Annotated in this window: 16 protein-coding genes; 1 reads left to right on the top strand and 15 read right to left on the bottom strand. The window is 65.9% G+C overall.

From position 1 onward, the window contains the following. Nucleotides 1–41: 41 nt before the first annotated feature. The 15 genes from AC6LKG_RS11110 to ndk all read right to left on the bottom strand — a co-directional run bounded on the left by AC6LKG_RS11110 (nucleotide 42) and on the right by ndk (nucleotide 15,631). Nucleotides 42–1,337 carry an adenylosuccinate synthase gene (locus AC6LKG_RS11110; protein WP_498164395.1) on the bottom strand — a complete coding sequence of 432 codons (1,296 nt, stop codon included), beginning with the start codon at nucleotides 1,335–1,337 and terminating at the stop codon, nucleotides 42–44. A 76-nt stretch (nucleotides 1,338–1,413) separates the two neighbouring features. Beyond that, nucleotides 1,414–2,571, bottom strand: coding sequence for an ATP phosphoribosyltransferase regulatory subunit (locus AC6LKG_RS11105; RefSeq protein WP_498164393.1), 1,158 nt, complete (start codon nucleotides 2,569–2,571; stop codon nucleotides 1,414–1,416). Between the two features lie 267 nt (nucleotides 2,572–2,838). Next, nucleotides 2,839–3,741 carry a protease modulator HflC gene (gene hflC, locus AC6LKG_RS11100; RefSeq protein WP_498164391.1) on the bottom strand — a complete coding sequence of 301 codons (903 nt, stop codon included), beginning with the start codon at nucleotides 3,739–3,741 and terminating at the stop codon, nucleotides 2,839–2,841. Nucleotides 3,742–3,759: 18 nt separating this feature from the next. Beyond that, nucleotides 3,760–5,064: an FtsH protease activity modulator HflK gene (hflK, locus tag AC6LKG_RS11095; protein ID WP_498164389.1), complete on the bottom strand. Its 1,305-nt coding sequence runs from the start codon at nucleotides 5,062–5,064 to the stop codon at nucleotides 3,760–3,762. Then, on the bottom strand, nucleotides 5,030–6,136 hold the full coding sequence (hflX, locus tag AC6LKG_RS11090) for a GTPase HflX (protein ID WP_498164387.1): 1,107 nt from the start codon (nucleotides 6,134–6,136) through the stop codon (nucleotides 5,030–5,032). The genes hflK and hflX overlap by 35 nt, the downstream gene beginning before the upstream one ends. An 84-nt stretch (nucleotides 6,137–6,220) precedes the next feature. Then, entirely contained in the window at nucleotides 6,221–6,457 is a 237-nt protein-coding gene (gene hfq / locus AC6LKG_RS11085; RefSeq protein WP_006218585.1) for an RNA chaperone Hfq, read from the bottom strand. 161 nt (nucleotides 6,458–6,618) lie between these two features. Further along, the gene (gene hisC / locus AC6LKG_RS11080; protein ID WP_498164386.1) at nucleotides 6,619–7,686 is read right to left on the bottom strand and encodes a histidinol-phosphate transaminase; all 1,068 of its coding nucleotides are present in this window, start codon (nucleotides 7,684–7,686) and stop codon (nucleotides 6,619–6,621) included. Between the two features lie 3 nt (nucleotides 7,687–7,689). After that, nucleotides 7,690–9,045 carry a ribosome biogenesis GTPase Der gene (gene der, locus AC6LKG_RS11075; RefSeq protein WP_498164385.1) on the bottom strand — a complete coding sequence of 452 codons (1,356 nt, stop codon included), beginning with the start codon at nucleotides 9,043–9,045 and terminating at the stop codon, nucleotides 7,690–7,692. Between the two features lie 25 nt (nucleotides 9,046–9,070). After that, a complete protein-coding gene (gene bamB / locus AC6LKG_RS11070) occupies nucleotides 9,071–10,228 on the bottom strand; it encodes an outer membrane protein assembly factor BamB (RefSeq protein ID WP_498164384.1) in 1,158 nt (385 codons plus the stop codon). Nucleotides 10,229–10,233: 5 nt separating this feature from the next. After that, the gene (locus tag AC6LKG_RS11065; protein ID WP_498164382.1) at nucleotides 10,234–10,872 is read right to left on the bottom strand and encodes a YfgM family protein; all 639 of its coding nucleotides are present in this window, start codon (nucleotides 10,870–10,872) and stop codon (nucleotides 10,234–10,236) included. A gap of 1 nt (nucleotide 10,873) precedes the next feature. Then, a complete protein-coding gene (gene hisS, locus AC6LKG_RS11060; protein WP_498164381.1) occupies nucleotides 10,874–12,160 on the bottom strand; it encodes a histidine--tRNA ligase in 1,287 nt (428 codons plus the stop codon). A 56-nt stretch (nucleotides 12,161–12,216) separates the two neighbouring features. Beyond that, nucleotides 12,217–13,503: a flavodoxin-dependent (E)-4-hydroxy-3-methylbut-2-enyl-diphosphate synthase gene (gene ispG, locus AC6LKG_RS11055; RefSeq protein ID WP_498164380.1), complete on the bottom strand. Its 1,287-nt coding sequence runs from the start codon at nucleotides 13,501–13,503 to the stop codon at nucleotides 12,217–12,219. Between the two features lie 15 nt (nucleotides 13,504–13,518). Then, complete coding sequence (locus AC6LKG_RS11050; RefSeq protein WP_498164379.1) at nucleotides 13,519–14,013, bottom strand: helix-turn-helix domain-containing protein; 495 nt, start codon at nucleotides 14,011–14,013, stop codon at nucleotides 13,519–13,521. After that, nucleotides 14,010–15,164, bottom strand: a complete 1,155-nt coding sequence (gene rlmN / locus AC6LKG_RS11045; RefSeq protein ID WP_272559225.1) for a dual-specificity RNA methyltransferase RlmN — start codon at nucleotides 15,162–15,164, stop codon at nucleotides 14,010–14,012. Before rlmN ends, AC6LKG_RS11050 begins: the two co-directional genes overlap by 4 nt. Before the next feature lie 41 nt (nucleotides 15,165–15,205). Continuing rightward, on the bottom strand, nucleotides 15,206–15,631 hold the full coding sequence (gene ndk, locus AC6LKG_RS11040; RefSeq protein WP_498164377.1) for a nucleoside-diphosphate kinase: 426 nt from the start codon (nucleotides 15,629–15,631) through the stop codon (nucleotides 15,206–15,208). Between the two features lie 423 nt (nucleotides 15,632–16,054). Between ndk and AC6LKG_RS11035 the strand changes: the two genes are divergently transcribed. Then, a complete protein-coding gene (locus tag AC6LKG_RS11035; protein WP_498164375.1) occupies nucleotides 16,055–18,949 on the top strand; it encodes a valine--tRNA ligase in 2,895 nt (964 codons plus the stop codon). The last annotated feature ends 96 nt before the right edge of the window (nucleotides 18,950–19,045 follow it).

Raw genomic sequence — 19,045 nt, 5'->3', positions numbered from 1 at the left:
GGTAGGAGACCGGCGGCGGCCTTGCGAATAATAACCCGATGTCAGCCCTTCAGGGGATGACGCAGCACGATGGTTTCGTTGCGGTCGGGGCCGGTGGACACCAGGTCGATCGGCACGCCGCAGACTTCGGCCACGCGCTCCAGGTAGCGGCGGGCGGCCTCGGGCAGCTTGTCGTACTCGGTGATGCCGACGGTCGATTCGCTCCAGCCCGGCAACTCTTCCAGCACCGGCTGGGCCTGTGCCACGGCGTGGGCGCCGTACGGCAGCACGTCGCGGAATTCACCGTTGACCCGGTAGCCGACGCCCAATTGGATGGTTTCCAGGCCGTCGAGCACGTCCAGCTTGGTGATGCACAGGCCGGTGATGCCGTTCAGGCGCACCGAGCGCTTGAGCGCGGCGCCGTCGAACCAACCACAGCGGCGCGGACGGCCGGTGACCGAGCCGAACTCCTTGCCGATGGTGGCCAGGCGGGTGCCGATTTCATCGACCAGTTCCGTGGGGAACGGCCCCGAGCCGACGCGCGTGGTGTAGGCCTTGGTGATGCCCAGGACGTAGTCCAGCGACTGGGGGCCGACGCCCGCGCCCGCAGAAGCGGCGCCAGCGACGCAATTGCTGCTGGTGACGAACGGATAGGTGCCGTGGTCAACGTCCAGCAGCGCGCCCTGCGCGCCTTCGAACAGCAGGCGCTTGCCTTCCTGCTGCATGGTGAACAGCATGCTGGAGACATCCGCGACCATCGGGGCGATCGCCGGCGCCAGCGCCATGGCCTGGTCGCGCACTTCGTTGGCCGAAACGGCCTCGGCGCCCAGGTACTGGGTCAGCACGAAGTTGTGGTAGTCCAGCACTTCGGCGAGCTTTTCGTCGAACAGCGCCGGGTTGAACAGGTCTTGCACGCGCAGCGCGCGGCGGGCGACCTTGTCTTCGTAGGCCGGGCCGATGCCGCGGCCGGTGGTGCCGATCTTGCCATCGCCCTTGCGCGCTTCGCGGGCCTTGTCGACGGCCACGTGGTACGGCAGGATCAGCGGGCAAATCTCGGAGATGCGCAGGCGCGAGCGCACGTCCAGGCCGGCGGCCTCGAGCTCTTCGATTTCCTTGAGCAAGGCCTCGGGCGACAACACCACGCCGTTGCCGATGAAGCAGGTGACGCCGGGGTGCATGATGCCCGACGGGATCAGGCGAAGAATCGTCTTCTTGCCATTGATCCACAGCGTGTGGCCGGCATTGTGGCCGCCCTGGAAGCGGACCACGCCCTGGACGGATTCCGCCAGCCAATCGACGATCTTGCCCTTGCCCTCGTCACCCCACTGGGTGCCGATTACGACTACGTTCTTGCTCATGTTACGAATCAATATCGAGTTTCTCGGGAAATCCGGAAATCTCCCCGCGGCCCTCTCGTCGCCGAGAGGGAGTTAGTCACAGCGTTCTGACCGTCCAGGCGCCATCCTGCAGCGCCAGCTCGCGATCGCAAACGAATTCGTCCTGATCCTGCTCGTGACCGGGCAATACCTGAACGACGATTTCCCCCGATCGGCGCAGGCGGCGCACCGCCTCGACCAGGGCGGGGGCTTGCCCCCAGGGCGCGCGAACCGCACGCGCCCGCTCGGCCGGCGGCAGACCCGCCGCCAGCTTGCGTAAATCCAGACTGAAGCCGGTGGCCGGACGCGCGCGCCCGAAGGCCAGGCTGACGTCGTCATAGCGACCACCGCGCACCAGCGCGTCGCGCCAGCCTTCGGCATACAGCGCGAACTTGATGCCCGAGTGATAGCCATAGCCGTCGACATCGGCCAGGTCGATACCGATGTCCACGCTGGGCATGCCATCGACCAGCACTTGCAGCGCGTCCAGCGCTGCCGCCACGCCCGGCAGCAGCGGCAGGTCGTGACGCGCGCGCTTGAGCACGTCGGGCCCGCCATAGAGTTTCGGCAGCAACTGCAACGCCTTCAGCGTCTCGGCACGCATGCCGGGGGCACGCGCGGCCAGCTCGACCAGTCCTGGCACGTCCTTCTCGCCCATCAGGCGGATGACGTCCTGCGCCACCGCGGCGGCGGCTGGATCGGCTTCGACGATCGCACGCAGCACGCCCGGATGGCAAAGCACCAGGCGCGGATTGCGCACGCCGGCGATGGCCACGGTTTCCAGCACCAGTTGCACGATTTCGAGGTCGGCCTCGAAACCCGCATGGCCATAGATTTCGGCGCCGATCTGCAGCAATTCGCGGCTCGACAGCAGATCCGCCGGGCGCGCGTGCAGCACGTTGCCGCAATAGCACAGGCGCGTCACGCCGGCGCGGTTCAACAAGTGCGCGTCGATGCGCGTGACCTGGGGAGTCATGTCGGCGCGTACGCCCAACGTGCGGCCCGACAGCTGGTCGACCAGCTTGCAGGTGCGCAGGTCCAGATCGCTGCCAGTACCGGACAGCAATGAATCGATGTACTCGACCAGGGGCGGCGCGACCAGCTCGAAGCCGTAAGTACGGTACAGATCGAGAAGTTCGCGGCGCAATTCCTCGATGCGCCGGGCCTCTGCCGGAAGTACGTCGGCAAGGCTCTCGGGCAGCAACCAGTTACCCATGAATGTTTACCTGAATAACGCCTAGAGATGCGTGGGCGTCGCCCAAACGAAAAAGCGGCTGAGGGGCGTAAGCCCGCTCAGCCGCTGCGGAATGTTTTCTAGCTTACGCGGTATTGTACATGGTTCAGCCAACGGCGCCAGTGGGGGTACCCCGCGGCGCCTCGCCGTCCCCGATTGTCTCGACACGGCGGGCAGGCCAAGTCCAGTGCACGCAGCGGGCAGAAAAAAGCCCCTTGGGAAACCAAGGGGCCGTTGGTGCGCGATCCTTTACTTGGCCGGCACGGTGACCGGCGCCAGAGCCTGGCCCGCCGGATCCTTCAGGAACTGGAAGAAGGTGGAGCTGGGATCCACCACCAGCACGTCGCCCGGCTTCGAGAAAGAGGCACGGTACGCTTCCAGGCTCTTGTAGTACGTGTAGAACTGCGGATTCTTGCCGTACGCCTGCGAGTAGATCGCGGCGGCCGCGGCATCGCCCTCGCCCATGATGGTCTGGGCCTTGGCGTAGGCCTGGGCCACGATCACCTCACGCTGGCGGTCGGCTTCGGCACGGATCTTCTCACCCTCGGCGGCGCCGATGGAACGCAGCTCGTTGGCGACGCGGGTACGCTCGGCCTCCATGCGGCGATACACCGATTCGGAGATCTCGGGCGCGAACTCGATGCGGCGCAGGCGGACATCGACGATCTGCACGCCCAACGGCTCGGCGCGCTTGGCGACGTTGGTCAGGATTTCGGCCATGATCTTGTCGCGCTCGGTCGACACCACTTCGCGCACCGTGCGCACGTTGACCGAAGCGTTGAGGGCGTCGCGGATCTGCGCCTGCAGGCGTTCTTGCGCGGCGCGCTCGTTGCCCCCGAAGGTCACGTAGTACAGCCGCGGATCGGCGATGCGCCACTTGACGTAAGAGTCGATCAGCAGGTTCTTCTTTTCGGAAGTCTGGATGCGCTCGGCCTCGTTGGTTTCGATGGTCAGGATGCGCTTGTCCAGCGTCACCACGTTCTGGAACGGCGGCGGCGCCTTGAAGTACAGGCCTGGCTCGCTGATGACCTTGCGCACCTCGCCGAGCGAGAACACCAGGGCGTAGTCGCGCTCGCGCACCACGAACACGCAGGAAGAAAGGGCGGCCAGCACGATGAGCAGGCCGACCAGGATAGGCATAAGACGTTGCATGATCAGGAATCCTCCGGGTTAGCGCGACTGACGATCGCGGGGCAGCGCGTTGCTATTGCTGCTGCCGGAGGGTTGAGGGGCCGGCGCCACGCCGCCACGCAGTGGCGCTTGCAGCGGCGGACTGACCAATGCAGGCGATCCGGGATTGCCTACCGTGGACTTGCTGGCATCCTGGGCGGCCAGATGCATGATCTTGTCCAAGGGCAGGTACAACATGTTGTTGTTGCTCTTGGTGTCGACCATGACCTTGCTGGCGCGCGTGAAGATGTCCTGCATGCTCTCGAGATACATGCGCTGGCGCATCACCTGCGGCGCCTTCTCGTATTCGGCCAGGATGCTGGTGAAGCGCGCGGTATTACCTTGCGCGTCGCCGGTCACCTTGGCACGGTAGCCTTCGGCCTGCTCCAGCATGCGCGACGCCTGGCCACTGGCCAGCGGCACGACCTGGTTGGCATAAGCCTGGCCTTCGTTGATCTGGCGTTCGCGGTCCTGGCCCGCCTTGACGGCGTCGTCGAACGCGGCCTGCACCTGTTCGGGCGGCTGCACGTTCTGGATGGCGACCGTGCTGACCTGCACACCGGTCTGGTAGCGGTCGAGGATCTGCTGCATCAGCGCCTGGACCTCGCTGGCGACCGTGGTACGGCCTTCGTACAGCACGAAGTCCATTGACTGCTTGCCGACCACTTCGCGCATGGCGGTTTCGGAAGCCTGGCGCACCGAGTCGTCGGGGTCGCGGGTCATGAAGAGGTAGTCGGGCGCGCCATCGGCGCGCAAGCGATACTGCACGACGAACTGCATGTCGACGATGTTCTCGTCCGTCGTGAGCATCAGCGCCTCGGGCAGCACCTTGTTGCGGGCGCCGCCACGGAAACCGACCTCGAACGTCCGCAATTGCGAGACGTTGACGATCTCATGGTTCTGGATGGGGTACGGCAGGCGCCACTGGAAGCCGGCTTGCGATGTGCTCTTGTATTTGCCGAACTGCGTGACGACGGCTACCTGGCCTTCCTGGACGATATAGAAACCGCTGGCCGCCCAGATGCCGACCGCGACCAGGGCGATCACTCCCAGCCCGATGCGCGCACCACGCGGCGACGGCGGCGTCATACCTCCGCGATTGCCACCGGGACGGTTGTTGCCGCCCCCGCCCTTGCGGCCGAACAACGATCCGATGCGATTATTGAAATCGCGCCAGACCTCATCGAGGTCGGGCGGACCGTCTCCGTTGCCTTGGGGCCGCTTGGGCGGCGGCTCGGAGCCATTATTGTTTCCACGACCCCAACCGGGGTCATTCAGATTGAAGAGTTTGATAATTCGCGGCATTGTTTCCCACAATCTGTCCGGTCTCCGCAATTGCCCCGCGCAACGCGTCCAAACCGGCGCGCTCGGTGGCGCTTACAAATACTCGCGCAATCGTACCATGGGCGTCGCGCTCCGCCCGGGGTTCCAGGCCAGCGCGGTCGATCTTGTTGTATACCAGAATGGTGGGAATCGCGGCAGCCCCGATTTCCGCCAGCACCTTGTTGACCTCGAAGATCTGCTCGTCGCGCTGCGGACTGGCGGCATCGACCACGTGCAGCAGCAGGTCGGCATGCACGGTCTCTTCAAGCGTGGCGCGAAACGCGGCGATCAGGTCGTGAGGCAGGTCGCGGATGAAGCCCACGGTATCCGACACCACCACGTTGCCCGCGCCTTCGATCCAGATGCGGCGCGTCGTGGTGTCGAGCGTGGCGAACAACTGGTCCGCCGCGTAGGTGTCGGCGCGGGTCAAGGCGTTGAACAGTGTCGACTTGCCGGCGTTGGTGTACCCCACCAGCGACACCGACAGGGCGCCGCCCCGGGCCCGGGCGCGACGCTGCGTGACGCGCTGGCGTTCGACCCGGTCCAGGCGTTCGCGCAGCGTCTTGACCTTGGCGCCGATCATGCGGCGGTCCATTTCGAGCTGCGATTCGCCGGGACCGCGCATGCCGATACCGCCGCGTTGACGCTCCAGGTGGCTCCACATGCGGGTCAGGCGCGTGGCCAGATGCTGCAGTTGCGCCAGTTCGACCTGCAGCTTGCCCTCGTGGCTCTTGGCGCGCAGCGCGAAGATGTCCAGGATCAACGCCACGCGGTCCACCACGCGCAGGTTGAAGACCCGTTCCAGGTTGCGCTGCTGGGCCGGCGACAGCGGCTGGTCGAACAGCACGATGTCGGCCAGCAGCGCCTGGGCCATGCCCACGCCTTCGTCGGCCTTGCCGGAACCGATGAAGAACTTGGCGTCGGGCCGGTCGCGGCGGGCCGTGAGCGTGCCGACGATTTCGGCGCCGGCGCCCTTGGCCAGCATGGCGAATTCCTCGGCATGGGCGGTGAAGTCGGGATCGCCCAGATCCACGCTGATGATCAGTGCGCGCATACATGCACCATTTTGAAGCCAAAGCGAAAATGCCCGCCGACGTTGACCGTCCGGCGGGCAATAAAAGGTACTGCAGGAGCGAGATTACTCAGCAGGGACTTCCACCTGGAAATTCACGGCGCGGGCGGGAACCACGGTGGAAATGGCGTGCTTGTAGACCATTTGCGTGACCGTGTTACGCAGCAGCACCACGTATTGGTCGAAAGATTCGATTTGCCCTTGAAGCTTGATGCCGTTCACCAGGTAGATCGACACCGGCACATGATCCTTGCGCAGCGTGTTCAGGAACGGATCTTGCAGAGTTTGCCCTTTATTGCTCATTGGCCAGGCTCCATTTGTTTGTTATTGAGTGATGACGCGCTTTTTACAGGTGGGGCACGCCGAAATATGTACTCTACAGGGTTTTCCCGGCCCGTGCCACTTGTGTTCGATGCAAAAGTTGACACCAGAGATTTCCGCCGGAAAAGCCCTTCTGACGGGGCTCACACGACCTCGGCCAGCGCCTTCAGCAGCAGCTCGCACTGCGCGTCCGTTCCCACCGTAATACGCAGAAACTGGTCTATGCGCGGCAGGCGGAAATGGCGCACGATGATGCTGCGTTCGCGCAGGCCAGCCGCCAGCTCGGCGGCATCGCGCGAGGCATGCCGGGCGAACACGAAATTGGCGCTGGACGGCAGCACTTCGAAGCCCAGGGCCTGCAAGCCCGCCGTCATGCGCCCGCGGGTCTCGATCACCGCCCGGCGGGTCTGTTCGAAATACTCGACGTCCTCCAGCGCAGCGACCGCGCCGGCCGAGGCCAAGCGGTCCACGGGGTAGGAATTGAAGCTGTTCTTGACCCGCTCCAGGCCGTCGATCAGTTCTGCGCTGCCGACCGCGAAACCGACGCGCAGGCCTGCCAGCGAGCGCGACTTGGACAGCGTCTGGATGACCAGCAGGTTGTCGTAGCGCTCGGTCAGCGGAATCGCCGTCTCAGCGCCAAAGTCGACATAGGCCTCGTCCACCACCACCACGGTGTCCGGATTGCCCGCCACGACGCGCTCGATCTCGGCAACGCCCAGCGCGCGGCCCGTGGGCGCATTGGGATTGGGGAAGATGATGGCGCCGGCCTGGCCATGGCGGCCCGGCAGGTAGTCTTCGACGTCGATGCGGAAATCATCGGTCAGCGGCAGGGTCTGGTAGTCGATGCCGTACAGGCCGCAATAGACGGGATAGAAGCTGTAGGTGATGTCCGGGAAACGCAGCGCACGCTCATGCTTGAGAAGCGCCAGGAACGCATGCGCCAGCACTTCGTCCGAGCCATTGCCCACGAAAACGCGGGCCGGCGCCACGCCGACGGCCGTCGCCACCGCCTGGCGCAGGCGGTCGGACGACGGATCGGGATAGAGCTTGAGCGTGTCGTCGCATGCCTCGCGAATCGCCGCGAGCACCTTGGGCGACGGCCCGTAGGGGTGCTCGTTGGTGTTCAGCTTGACCAGGTTCTGAAGCTTGGGCTGCTCGCCCGGCACATACGGACTGAGCGTCCCGACCACGGGACTCCAGAAACGGCTCATGGATCAGCTTTCCTGCGCGTAGGGGTTGTGCGAAGACTTGAATTCGATCCGCAGCGGCGTGCCGGCCAGATCGAAAGCGTTGCGGAAACGGGTTTCCAGGTAGCGGCGGTACGAATCGGGCACCGCGTCCAGCGCGTTGCCGTGGATGACCACCAGCGGGGGATTCTGGCCGCCCTGGTGCGCATAGCGCATCTTGGGACGGAAGATACCCTTGCGGGGCGGCGGCTGCTGCTCGACGGCGGCCTGCAGCTCGCGCGTCAGCTTGGGCGTGGACAGCTTGGCGAAGGCGGCGGCATGCGCCGCGTTGACCGACTTGAGCAACGGCTTGATGCCCTGGCCGCGCAAGGCCGAAATGGTGTGCACGCGGGCGAACGACAGGAAGCGCAGCTTGCGCATGAACTCGCGCTCGATGCGTTCCTTTTCCTCGCCGTCCAGGCCGTCCCACTTGTTGACGGCCACCACCACGGCGCGGCCGGTTTCCAGCACGAAGCCGGCGATGTGGGCGTCCTGCTCGGAGATCTCGGTCTGCGCGTCCAGCATCAGCAGCACCACGTTGCTGGCCTCGATGGCCTGCAGCGTCTTGATGACGGAGAACTTCTCGACCGCCTCGAACACCTTGCCGCGCTTGCGCAGGCCGGCGGTGTCGATCAGCGTGTAGCGGCGGCCATCGCGTTCGAAATCGATCTCGATGGCGTCGCGGGTGGTGCCGGGCATGTCGAACGCGATCACGCGCTCTTCGCCCATCAGCGTGTTGATCAGCGTGGACTTGCCGACGTTCGGGCGCCCCACGATGGCCAGCTTGATGCGGTGGTCGTGCTCGCCCTCTTCGGCCGGTTCTTCTTCCTCGGCGGGCGGCTCGGCCAGATCCTGCAGCGCCAGTTCGATCAGGTCGACGATACCGTCGCCGTGCGCCGCCGAGATCGGATAGGGTTGCCCCAGGCCCAGCTCGTGGAACTCGGAGATGGCGGCCCCTGCCCCCATGCCTTCGGCCTTGTTCACCGCCAGCAGCACGCGCTGCTGGCCCGACTTGCGCAGCAGCGTGGCGATTTCGTGGTCATGCGCGTTGAGGCCGGCGCGGGCGTCCACCAGGAACACGACGACGTCGGCCTCGGCGATGGCCTGGCGGGTCTGGCGGGCCATTTCCAGCAGGATGCCATCCTTGGCGACCGGCTCGAAACCGCCCGTGTCGATGACGATGAAGGGGATCTCGCCCACCCTGCCCTCGCCGTAGTGGCGATCGCGGGTCAGGCCGGAAAAATCGGCCACCAGCGCGGCGCGCGATCGCGTCAGGCGATTGAAAAGGGTCGATTTCCCCACATTGGGGCGGCCGACCAGGGCAACGACAGGCTTGAAAGACACGGTGTAAGGCTTTGTTCTTGAGGGTTTAGTTGGTGCCGATCAGGACGAGATTGCCATTGCCCGTCTGGACCAGCACACCTTGGGAAGTGGTCTGCGGCGGCGACACGATGGCACCACCGCCCACGGACAGGCGCGCCATCAGGCTGCCGTCGCTGCGCGACAGGAAATGCACGTAGCCGTCCAGGTCGCCGACCGCGAGCGCGCCGCCCAACAGGGCTGGCGCGGTGAGCTGGCGGTTCTTCAGCGCGGCCTGCTTCCAGACGTTGCCGCCGTTATCCAGCGCGAAGGCATTGACCACGCTGTTCTGGTCGGCCGAATAGGCAAAGCGCTGGTCCAGGGTCATGCCGCTGACGCTGGAGAAGTCCTTGGCCCAGATCGGACGGCCGCCGGCCGTGACGTCAAAGCATACGATACGCCCTTGGTAGGCCACCGCGCAAAGCAAGTTGCCGGCGATGCGCGGCGCGCCCACCACGTCGGTCAGGCGCTCGAGGTCGCTGGCGCCGCGCGGGGTGGCCACGGTGCCTTCCCATTGCACGTTGCCGCTGTCGGAGGCGATGGCCAGCATCTTGCCCCCGGGCAGGCCGGTGATGACCAGACCTTCGGCCAACACCATCTGGGCGGCGCTGCGCAGGGCCAGCGCCGGCCCCGGACGCTGCACGCTCCAGAGGCGCTCACCATTGTTGGCGTCGAAAGCCTGGATACGGTAGTCGCCGCTGCGCACCACGACGATGCCATAGCCCACCACCGGCGGAATGTTGACGTCGCTGGTGGCGCGCACTTTCCACTTGATCTTGCCGCTGTCGTCGAAGGCGACCACATCGCCGTCGGGCGAGGCCACGGCCGTGGTGGTGCCATCGCTGCCGGCCCCCGCGGTCAGCTTGACGCCGGCCTGCGATTTCCAGATGGCACGGCCGCTTTGCAGGTCGAACTTGCCGACCGAGCCATCGGGCGTGGCGGCGTAGACCGCGTTGTCCAGCACCGTGGGCACGAAGCCCAGGCCGGAACCACTGCCGATGGAGGTCGACCAGACCTGGCGCACCGACATGCCGGCCTTGTATTCGGTCAGGGGAGCGGGGTCGTAACGGCCATCGTCATGGGAAAACAGGCCGCAGCCGCCCAGGGCCAGCACGCCCGTCAGGCACACCGCGCCGCGCCAAGCGCGGCCAAAGGCAAATTTACGCATTCCAGTCACGCTCCGCTCAGGGCATCCAGTTTCAATTGCACCACCTGGGTCAGCGGGTTCGCCGTGCCCAGGCCGTCGATGGCGCTTTGCCATGCGGCACGCGCTTCATCACGCTTGCCTTGCGCCGCGAGGATATCGCCACGGCGGTCGGCGAACAAGGCGGCAAACGCCGCGGGCGCGTTGTTCAATTGGCTCAGGGCGGCATCGTACTGCTTCTGGTCGAGCAGCAGGCCAGCCAGCCGCAGCCGCGCCACGGCCTGCATCGACGGGTTCTTGGACTGGCCGGCCAGCCATTCGAGCTGCTGGCGCGCGCCGTCGGCGTCATTCTGGGCCTGCAATGCCTGCGCCGCCACCAGCGCGCCGCGCGCGGCATAGCCGGTCGAGCCGTATTGGTCACGCAGCGTCGCCGCGGCGGTCTTGATGCGCACGGCTGAATCGGCGCCTCCCAGGCGGGCGGCGTCTTCGAGCGCCTCGAAGTAGCCCATGGCCTGATTGGCCTTGTGCGCCTGGTAGGCCTTGGCGCCCCACCAACCGCCCCAGGCCAGCGCCACCGCGGCCACCAACACCATGACCAGGGTGCCGTAGCGGGCCCACCACGCCTTGATCGCGTCGAGTTGTTCCTGTTCTTCCAGATCGTATGCCATGCTAACCCTTGAGATTCAATACGTCGGCCAAGCCCGCCAACGGGACTTGCTGCTGCGCGCCATCGCCTTGGGCGTCGGCGCGCAGGAATTTGATGCTGGCGGTCTGCGCGGCCACTTCATCGGCGCCAAGGATAACCGCAACCCGGGCTCCGCTGGCATCGGCGCGCTTGAATTGGGACTTGAAGCTGGCGGCGCCGGCATGCACCACCACCGACAGGCCGGCGTCGCGCAGGGCTTCGCCGACCCGGGCGGCCAGGCGCTGCGCCTCCTCGCCCTGGTGCACCACATAGACCTCGCATTCAGCCGGCGCCTCGACCTGCACGCTCTGCTCCCACAGGTCCAGCAGGCGTTCCATGCCGATGGCGAAACCGACGGCCGGCGCGGGCTTGCCGCCCAGCAGTTCGATCAGGCCGTCGTAGCGGCCGCCGCCGCACACCGTGCCCTGGGAGCCGAGGCGGTCGGTCACCCATTCGAAGACGGTCAGGTTGTAGTAGTCCAGCCCGCGCACCAGGCGCGGGTTGAGGCGGTATTCGATGCCGGCGTCGGTCAGGCGCTGGCACACGCCCTCGAAGTGGGCGCGCGATTCCTCGCCCAGGAAGTCGAACAGGCGCGGGGCGCTGTCGGCCATTTCCTGCATGGCGGGGTTCTTGGTGTCCAGCACGCGCAGCGGATTGGTATACAGGCGGCGCTTGCCATCCTCGTCGAGGATGTCGACGTGCTTTTCCAGGTGCGCGATCAGGGCGGCGCGGTGCGCGGCGCGCTCGGCCGGCTGGCCCAGCGAATTCAGTTCGAGGCGCACGTCGGTCAGGCCCAGCAGCTTCCACAGGCGGGCCAGCATGACGATCAGTTCGGCGTCCACGTCGGGACCGGCGAAGCCCAGCGCCTCGACGTCGATCTGGTGGAACTGGCGGTAACGGCCGCGCTGCGGGCGCTCGTGGCGGAACACCGGACCGATCGAGTAGACGCGCTGCGGGCGGTCGTACAGCAGGTTGTGCTCGATCGAGGCGCGCACGATGCCGGCGGTCATCTCGGGCCGCATGGTCAGCGATTCGCCGTTGAGCGCATCGGTGAACGTGTACATCTCTTTTTCGACGATGTCGGTCACTTCGCCGATGCCGCGCGTGAACAGGCGCGTATGCTCAAGCACGGGCGTACGCACGTTGCGATAGCCGTAGCCGCGCAGCCAGCCGCGCACGATTTCCTCGAATTGCTCCCAGCGGGCGCTGGCCCCTGGCAACAGGTCATTCATGCCGCGGATGGCGGCGACTTTCTGGAAAGCTTGAGTCATCTTGATCATGCCGTCCCGCGCGCCGGCAAGCGCGCCTCGCGGCCACACCCTTTCTTTTAATGAGAGGCGAGCGCGCCGTAACGACGCGCAACGTAGTCTTCAACGATGGCCTGGAATTCTTCGGCGATGTGGTCGCCCTTCAGGGTGACCGTGCGCTCGCCGTCGACGAACACCGGCGCGGCCGGCACCTCGCCGGTGCCCGGCAGGCTGATGCCGATGTCCGCGTGGCGGCTTTCGCCAGGCCCGTTGACCACACAGCCCATGACCGCGACGTTCATGCTTTCGACGCCGGGGTACTGGGCGCGCCACACCGGCATCTGCCGGCGCAGGTAGGACTGGATGCTGTCGGCCAGTTCCTGGAAGAACGTGCTGCTGGTGCGGCCGCAACCGGGGCAGGCCACCACCATGGGCGTGAACGCGCGCAGGCCCATGGTCTGCAGGATTTCCTGCGCCACCACGGCCTCGCGGCCACGGTCGCCGCCGGGTTCCGGCGTCAGCGAAATGCGGATGGTGTCGCCGATGCCCTGCTGCAGCAGCACGGCCAGCGCGGCGGTCGAGGCGACGATGCCCTTGCTGCCCATGCCGGCTTCGGTCAGGCCCAGGTGCAGCGGATAGTCGCAACGCGCCGACAGGTCGCGGTAGACCGCGATCAGGTCCTGCACGTGGCTGACCTTGCAAGACAGGATGATGGCGTCGCGGCGCAGGCCGAGTTCCTCGGCGCGCTGGGCGTTGCTGATGGCGGACACCACCAGCGCGTCGCGCATCACCGCCTGCGCTTCCCAGGGCTGGGCGCGGCGGCTGTTTTCGTCCATCTTGCGCGCCATCAGCTCGTGGTCCAGGCTGCCCCAGTTCACGCCGATGCGCACCGGCTTGTCGTAGCGGCAGGCCACTTCGATCATCTGGGCGAAATTGTCGTCACGACGCTTGCCGCCGCCCATGTTGCCGGGATTGATGCGGTACTTGGACAGCGCCTGGGCGCAGTCAGGGAATTGCGTCAGCAGCTTGTGGCCGTTGTAGTGGAAATCGCCCACCAGCGGCACGTCCACGCCCATGCGGTCGAGCTGCTCGCGGATCGCCATCACTTCCCTGGCGGCTTCGGGCGTGTTGACGGTGATGCGCACCATCTCGGAACCGGCCAGCGCCAGTTCCTTGACCTGGATCGCCGTGGCGATGGCGTCGGCGGTGTCGGTGTTGGTCATGGACTGGACCACCACGGGGGCATCGCCGCCGATCATGACCGTGCGGCCGCCCCACTTCACCGCCACCGAACGCGTGGCGCGGCGGGGAGCCGCGCCCACGGCGGGCGGCGGCGCATCCTGGCAAGGCAGAGAGGAATCTTGCATCGGCTAAACCGGTATTTACTTGGACAGCTTGGGAAGCCAGTCGAACGCCAGCCATTGCTGCGGCAGCCAGCCCTGCCAGAAGGCATAGGCGACGCCGGCGGCCAGCACCAGCACAATGGCGATCAGCCAGCCCCACGAAGCCGAGGAAGCGCGATCGTCGTCGGCGCTGGACTGGGGAATGGAATGGGCCGAATGCAGCGCGCCCGGGCTCAGCTTGACCGGGCCGGTGACGCGGGCCTTGGGGTCGAGCGAATCAACGATCGCCTGCGAATCGGCGCCCAGCATGCGGGCGTAGTTGCGGATCAGGCCGCGCAGCGAAACGCCAGTGGGCAGGTCGGCCCACTGTTCGTTTTCGAGGGCCTCGATCTGCTTGGCCGAAAACTTGATGCGGCTGGAGACCTCGTCCAGCGACCAGCCCTTGGACTGGCGCAGCGCGCGCAAGGCCGCGCCCACATTGCCCGCCCCGCCCGCGGGCGTCTCTGAAACTGCAGAAGCGATATCCTGCGTCATGCATGCACCTGTCTAATTGGTATGGTCTGGCGCTGCGCGGCGTTCCGTTCGGTGATCCGGGTACGGTCGCGCACTTCTCCGGCCAGTTGACCACAAGCGGCATCGATATCGTCGCCCCGGGTCTTGCGGACCGTCGTGATGATGCCGGCGTCCATCAGGCGCTGGGCGAACACCTTGACGCGGGCGGAAGGCGAACGCTTCAGGCCCGACGCCGGGAAGGGATTGAACGGGATCAGATTGAGCTTGCAGCGGATCTGGCGGGCAATGTGTATCAGTTCCTTGGCGTGCTGGTCGGTATCGTTGATGCCATCCAGCATGCAGTATTCAAACGTGATGAAGTCGCGCGGCGCGAAAGCCAGGTAGCGTTCGCACGCGGCCAGCAACTCCTTCAACGGGTATTTTTTGTTCAGCGGCACCAGCTCGTCGCGCAGCGCGTCGTTGGGCGCGTGCAGCGACACCGCCAGCGCCACCGGACAGTCCTGCGACAGGCGGTCCATCATGGGCACCACGCCCGAGGTGGACACCGTGACGCGGCGACGCGACAGGCCATAGGCGTTGTCGTCGAGCATAAGGCGCAGGGCCGGCAGCACCTGGTCGTAGTTGAGCAGGGGCTCGCCCATGCCCATCATGACCACGTTGCTGATGACGCGGGTATCGTCGGTGGCGCGGGCGCTTTCCAGGCGGGCGGTGCCGATGTCGGCTTCCAGCACGCGCTTGGCCCACCACAACTGGCCGATGATCTCGCTGGTCTTGAGGTTGCGGTTGAACCCCTGGTGCCCGGTCGAGCAGAAGCGGCAGTTCACCACGCAGCCGGCCTGGCTGGAGATGCACAGCGTGCCGCGGTCGTCCTCGGGGATGAAGACGGTTTCGATGGCGTTGCCCTGCCCCACGTCGAACAGCCACTTGCGGGTGCCGTCCGACGAGCGCTGCTCGGTGTTGACCGCCAGCGCCTCGATGACACAACGCGATGCGAGCTGGCCGCGGAAATCGCGGGCCAGGTCGGTCATGGCGTCGAACGAATCGGCGCCGCGCTGGTGCATCCAGCGCTGCAACTGGCGGGCGCGAAACGGCTTGCCGCCCCACTGCCCGACGAGTTCGGACAGGGCGGAGCCATCCAGCCCCAACAGGTTGATTCGTTCGACGGATTCCATGACCAGGGTATTGCTATGACGCTAAAAGAACTTCCGGGAAATCAACGGCTGTGGATGTTGATTTCGGGGAAGAAGAAAGCCACTTCGACAGCAGCCGTTTCCGGCGCGTCCGAGCCGTGCACGGCGTTGGCGTCGATGCTGTCGGCGAAGTCGGCGCGGATGGTGCCCGGGGCGGCCTTCTTGGGATCGGTGGCGCCCATCAGGTCGCGGTTCTTCTGGATGGCGTCTTCGCCTTCCAGCACTTGCACGAACACGGGGCCCGAGACCATGAAGTCGACCAGGTCCTTGAAGAAGGGGCGTTCCTTGTGCACAGCGTAGAAGCGCTCGGCGTCAGCGCGCGACAGCTGGGCCAGGCGGGCGGCGATGACCTTCAGGCCGGCTTGTTCGAAGCGGGCGACGATCTGGCCGATGACGTTCTTGGCGACGGCGTCGGGCTTGATGATCGAGAGGGTGCGTTGGATGGACATGAAAAACTCCGAAAACGGATTGCTGACTGGTTTCTATGATTGCCTGGCGTGGCCTGCGTCTGTTGGTGTCACCCTCAAGACAGCATCGCGCTGGACGCGCAAGCGGCTCGGAACGCATGGGTGTTCCGGGCCGCCCCGGCCGCCTTTGCCAAGGCGTGGATTCGACACTGCCTACCCTTCGGAGGTTTTCCGGGATTGCCCCCGGAGCTGCCCGTATCAAGCGCTTCGCTCAATCCATTGTGCTGAAATCCACAGCGTTTTTTCAATGAACTTTTGGCGAAATCGCAATGAATTCAGGGACTTCCAAAAGGTTTACAGTAACCCGGTATTCTAACACGCCGATACGACCGCAATACATCTTAAAATGAGCGGTTTGCTTGCCCGTTTCCATCGACCGGGCGCCCTGTCTGCCGGAACCCTGTAATGACTCAAGCCGCTCCCCCGAACGCCGCGTCCGCCGCGACCGACACCCCGGAACTCTCCAAGAGCTTCGAACCCGCCGCACTCGAATCCCGCTGGTACGCCGAGTGGGACAAGCGCGGCTACTTCGCCGCGGGGTCGCACGTAAAAACAGGGACGGAATCGCAGCCCTACGTCATCCAGTTCCCGCCGCCCAACGTGACGGGCACCCTGCACATGGGTCATGCGTTCAACCAGACCATCATGGATGGCCTGATCCGCTACCACCGCATGTTGGGCGACGACACCGTCTTCATTCCGGGGACGGACCACGCCGGCATCGCCACGCAGATCGTGGTTGAAAGACAGCTCGACGCCCAGAAGGTTTCGCGCCACGACCTCGGCCGCGAGAAATTCGTCGAGAAAGTGTGGGAATGGAAGGAAAAGTCGGGCAACGCCATCACCGGCCAGGTGCGCCGCCTGGGCGCCTCGGCCGACTGGCCGCGCGAATACTTCACCATGGACGAACGCATGTCGCGCGGCGTGGTGGAAACCTTCGTGCGGCTGCATAAACAGGGCCTGATCTACCGCGGCAAGCGCCTGGTCAACTGGGATCCCAAGCTGCTGACGGCCGTGTCCGACCTGGAAGTCCAGTCGGAAGAAACCGACGGCCACATGTGGCACATCCTCTACCCCTTCGTCGACGGTCCGCAGACCATCGTCGACAAGGACGGCCAGACGGTCACCCTGCGCGGCATGACCATCGCCACCACCCGCCCCGAGACCATGCTGGCCGACGGCGCCCTGTGCGTGCACCCCGAAGACCCGCGCTACAAGCACCTGGTCGGCAAGGAAGTCGAACTGCCGCTGTGCGACCGCAACATCCCCATCATCGCGGATGACTTCGTCGACCCCGAATTCGGCACCGGTTGCGTCAAGATCACCGGCGCGCACGACTTCAACGACTACGCCTGCGCGATGCGCCACGACCTGCCGCTGATCGTGATCTTCACGCTCGACGCGCACATCAACGAGAACGGCCCCAAGCAATTCCAGGGCATGGAGCGCTACGAAGCACGCAAGGCCGTGGTCGCCCAGCTGGAAGCCGAGGGCTACCTTGTCAAGGTCGAGCCGCACAAGATGATGCAGCCCAAGGGCGACCGCACCGGCGTCGTGCTCGAGCCCATGCTGACCGACCAGTGGTTCGTCGCCATGAGCAAGCCGGCCCCCGAGGGCACGCTCAACCCGGGCAAGAGCATCACCGAAGTGGCGCTGGAAGTCGTGGCCGACGGCCGCATCCAGTTCTACCCGGACAACTGGACCACCATCTACAACCAGTGGCTCAACAACATCCAGGACTGGTGCATTTCGCGCCAGCTGTGGTGGGGTCACCAGATTCCCGCCTGGTACGCGGAAGACGGCCAGGTGTTCGTCGCCCACGACGAGGCCGAAGCGATCCAGCAGGCCCGCGCCGCTGGCGTCACCGGCGAGCTCAAGCGCGATCCGGACGTGCTCGACACCTGGTTCTCGTCTGGCCTGGTGCCCTTCACCACGCTCGGCTGGCCCGACAAGACGCCCGACCTGGAACGCTACCTGCCGTCCAGCGTGCTGGTCACTGGCTTTGACATCATCTTCTTCTGGGTCGCGCGCATGGTCATGCTGACCACCCACCTGACCGGCCAGATCCCGTTCAAGCACGTCTACGTGCACGGCCTGATCCGCGACGCCGACGGCCAGAAGATGAGCAAGTCCAAGGGCAACACGCTCGACCCGGTCGACCTGATCGACGGCATCGACCTGGACGGCCTGGTGGCCAAGCGCACCTACGGCCTGATGAACCCCAAGCAGGCCGGCGCCATCGAAAAGGCGACGCGCCGCCAGTACCCGGATGGCATCCCCGCCTTCGGCACCGACGCGCTGCGCTTCACCATGGCCGCCTACGCGACCCTGGGCCGCAACATCAACTTCGACCTGAAACGCTGCGAGGGCTACCGCAACTTCTGCAACAAGCTCTGGAACGCCACCCGTTTCGTGCTGATGAACACCGAAGGCCACGACCTGACCGGCCCGGACGCGGGTGAAACCTCGTTCGTCGACCGCTGGATCGTCAGCCAGTTGCAGGCGCTGGAAGCCGAGGTGGCGCGCGGCTTTGCCGACTACCGCTTCGACAACATCGCCAACGCGCTGTACCGCTACGTCTGGGACGAATACTGCGACTGGTACCTGGAACTGGCCAAGGTGCAGATCCAGACCGGCACGCCGGCCCAGCAGCTGGGCACGCGCCGCACGCTGATCCGCGTGCTCGAAGGCGTGCTGCGCCTGGCCCACCCGATCATTCCGTTCATCACGGAAGAACTGTGGCAGAAGGTCTCGGTGGTGGCAGGCAAGCGCCAGGAAGGCGTGGCCGACAGCGTCAGCGTGCAGCCGTACCCGCAGGCCAACCCTGCCGCCGTGGACACGGCCGCCGAGGCCGACGTGGCCGAGCTCAAGGCCCAGGTCGAGGCCGTGCGCGCGCTGCGCGGCGAGATGAACCTGTCGCCGGCCCAGAAGGTGCCGCTGTGCGCCCAGGGCGATGTGCCCACGCTGACGCGCAACGCCCCTTACCTGGCCGCGCTGGCCAAGCTCAGCCAGGTCGACGTGCTGGACGCGCTGCCCGACGCCGGCGCGCCGGTGCAGGTGGTCGGCGCCAGCCGCCTGATGCTGCACGTCGAGATCGACGTCGCCGCCGAACGCGTGCGCCTGGATAAGGAAATCGCGCGCCTGGAAGGCGAGATCGCCAAAGCCAATGGCAAGCTGTCCAACGCCAGCTTCGTCGAACGCGCCCCGGCCGCCGTGGTCGAGCAGGAAAAGGCCCGCGCGGCTCAATTCGGCGAGACGCTGCAAAAGGTGCGCGAACAACGCGGCAAGCTGGGCAACTGAGGACGCGCCGGGCCTGGCGGGCGATGCCCCCACGGCCCTCGACTGGCGGCGACTGCCCCGAGCCCCGGACCTCGTCCGGGGCTTTTTCATGCCGCG

The sequence above is a fragment of the Achromobacter sp. 46006 genome (genome assembly GCF_059761975.1).
This window is presented reverse-complemented; position numbering and strand designations above follow the sequence as displayed.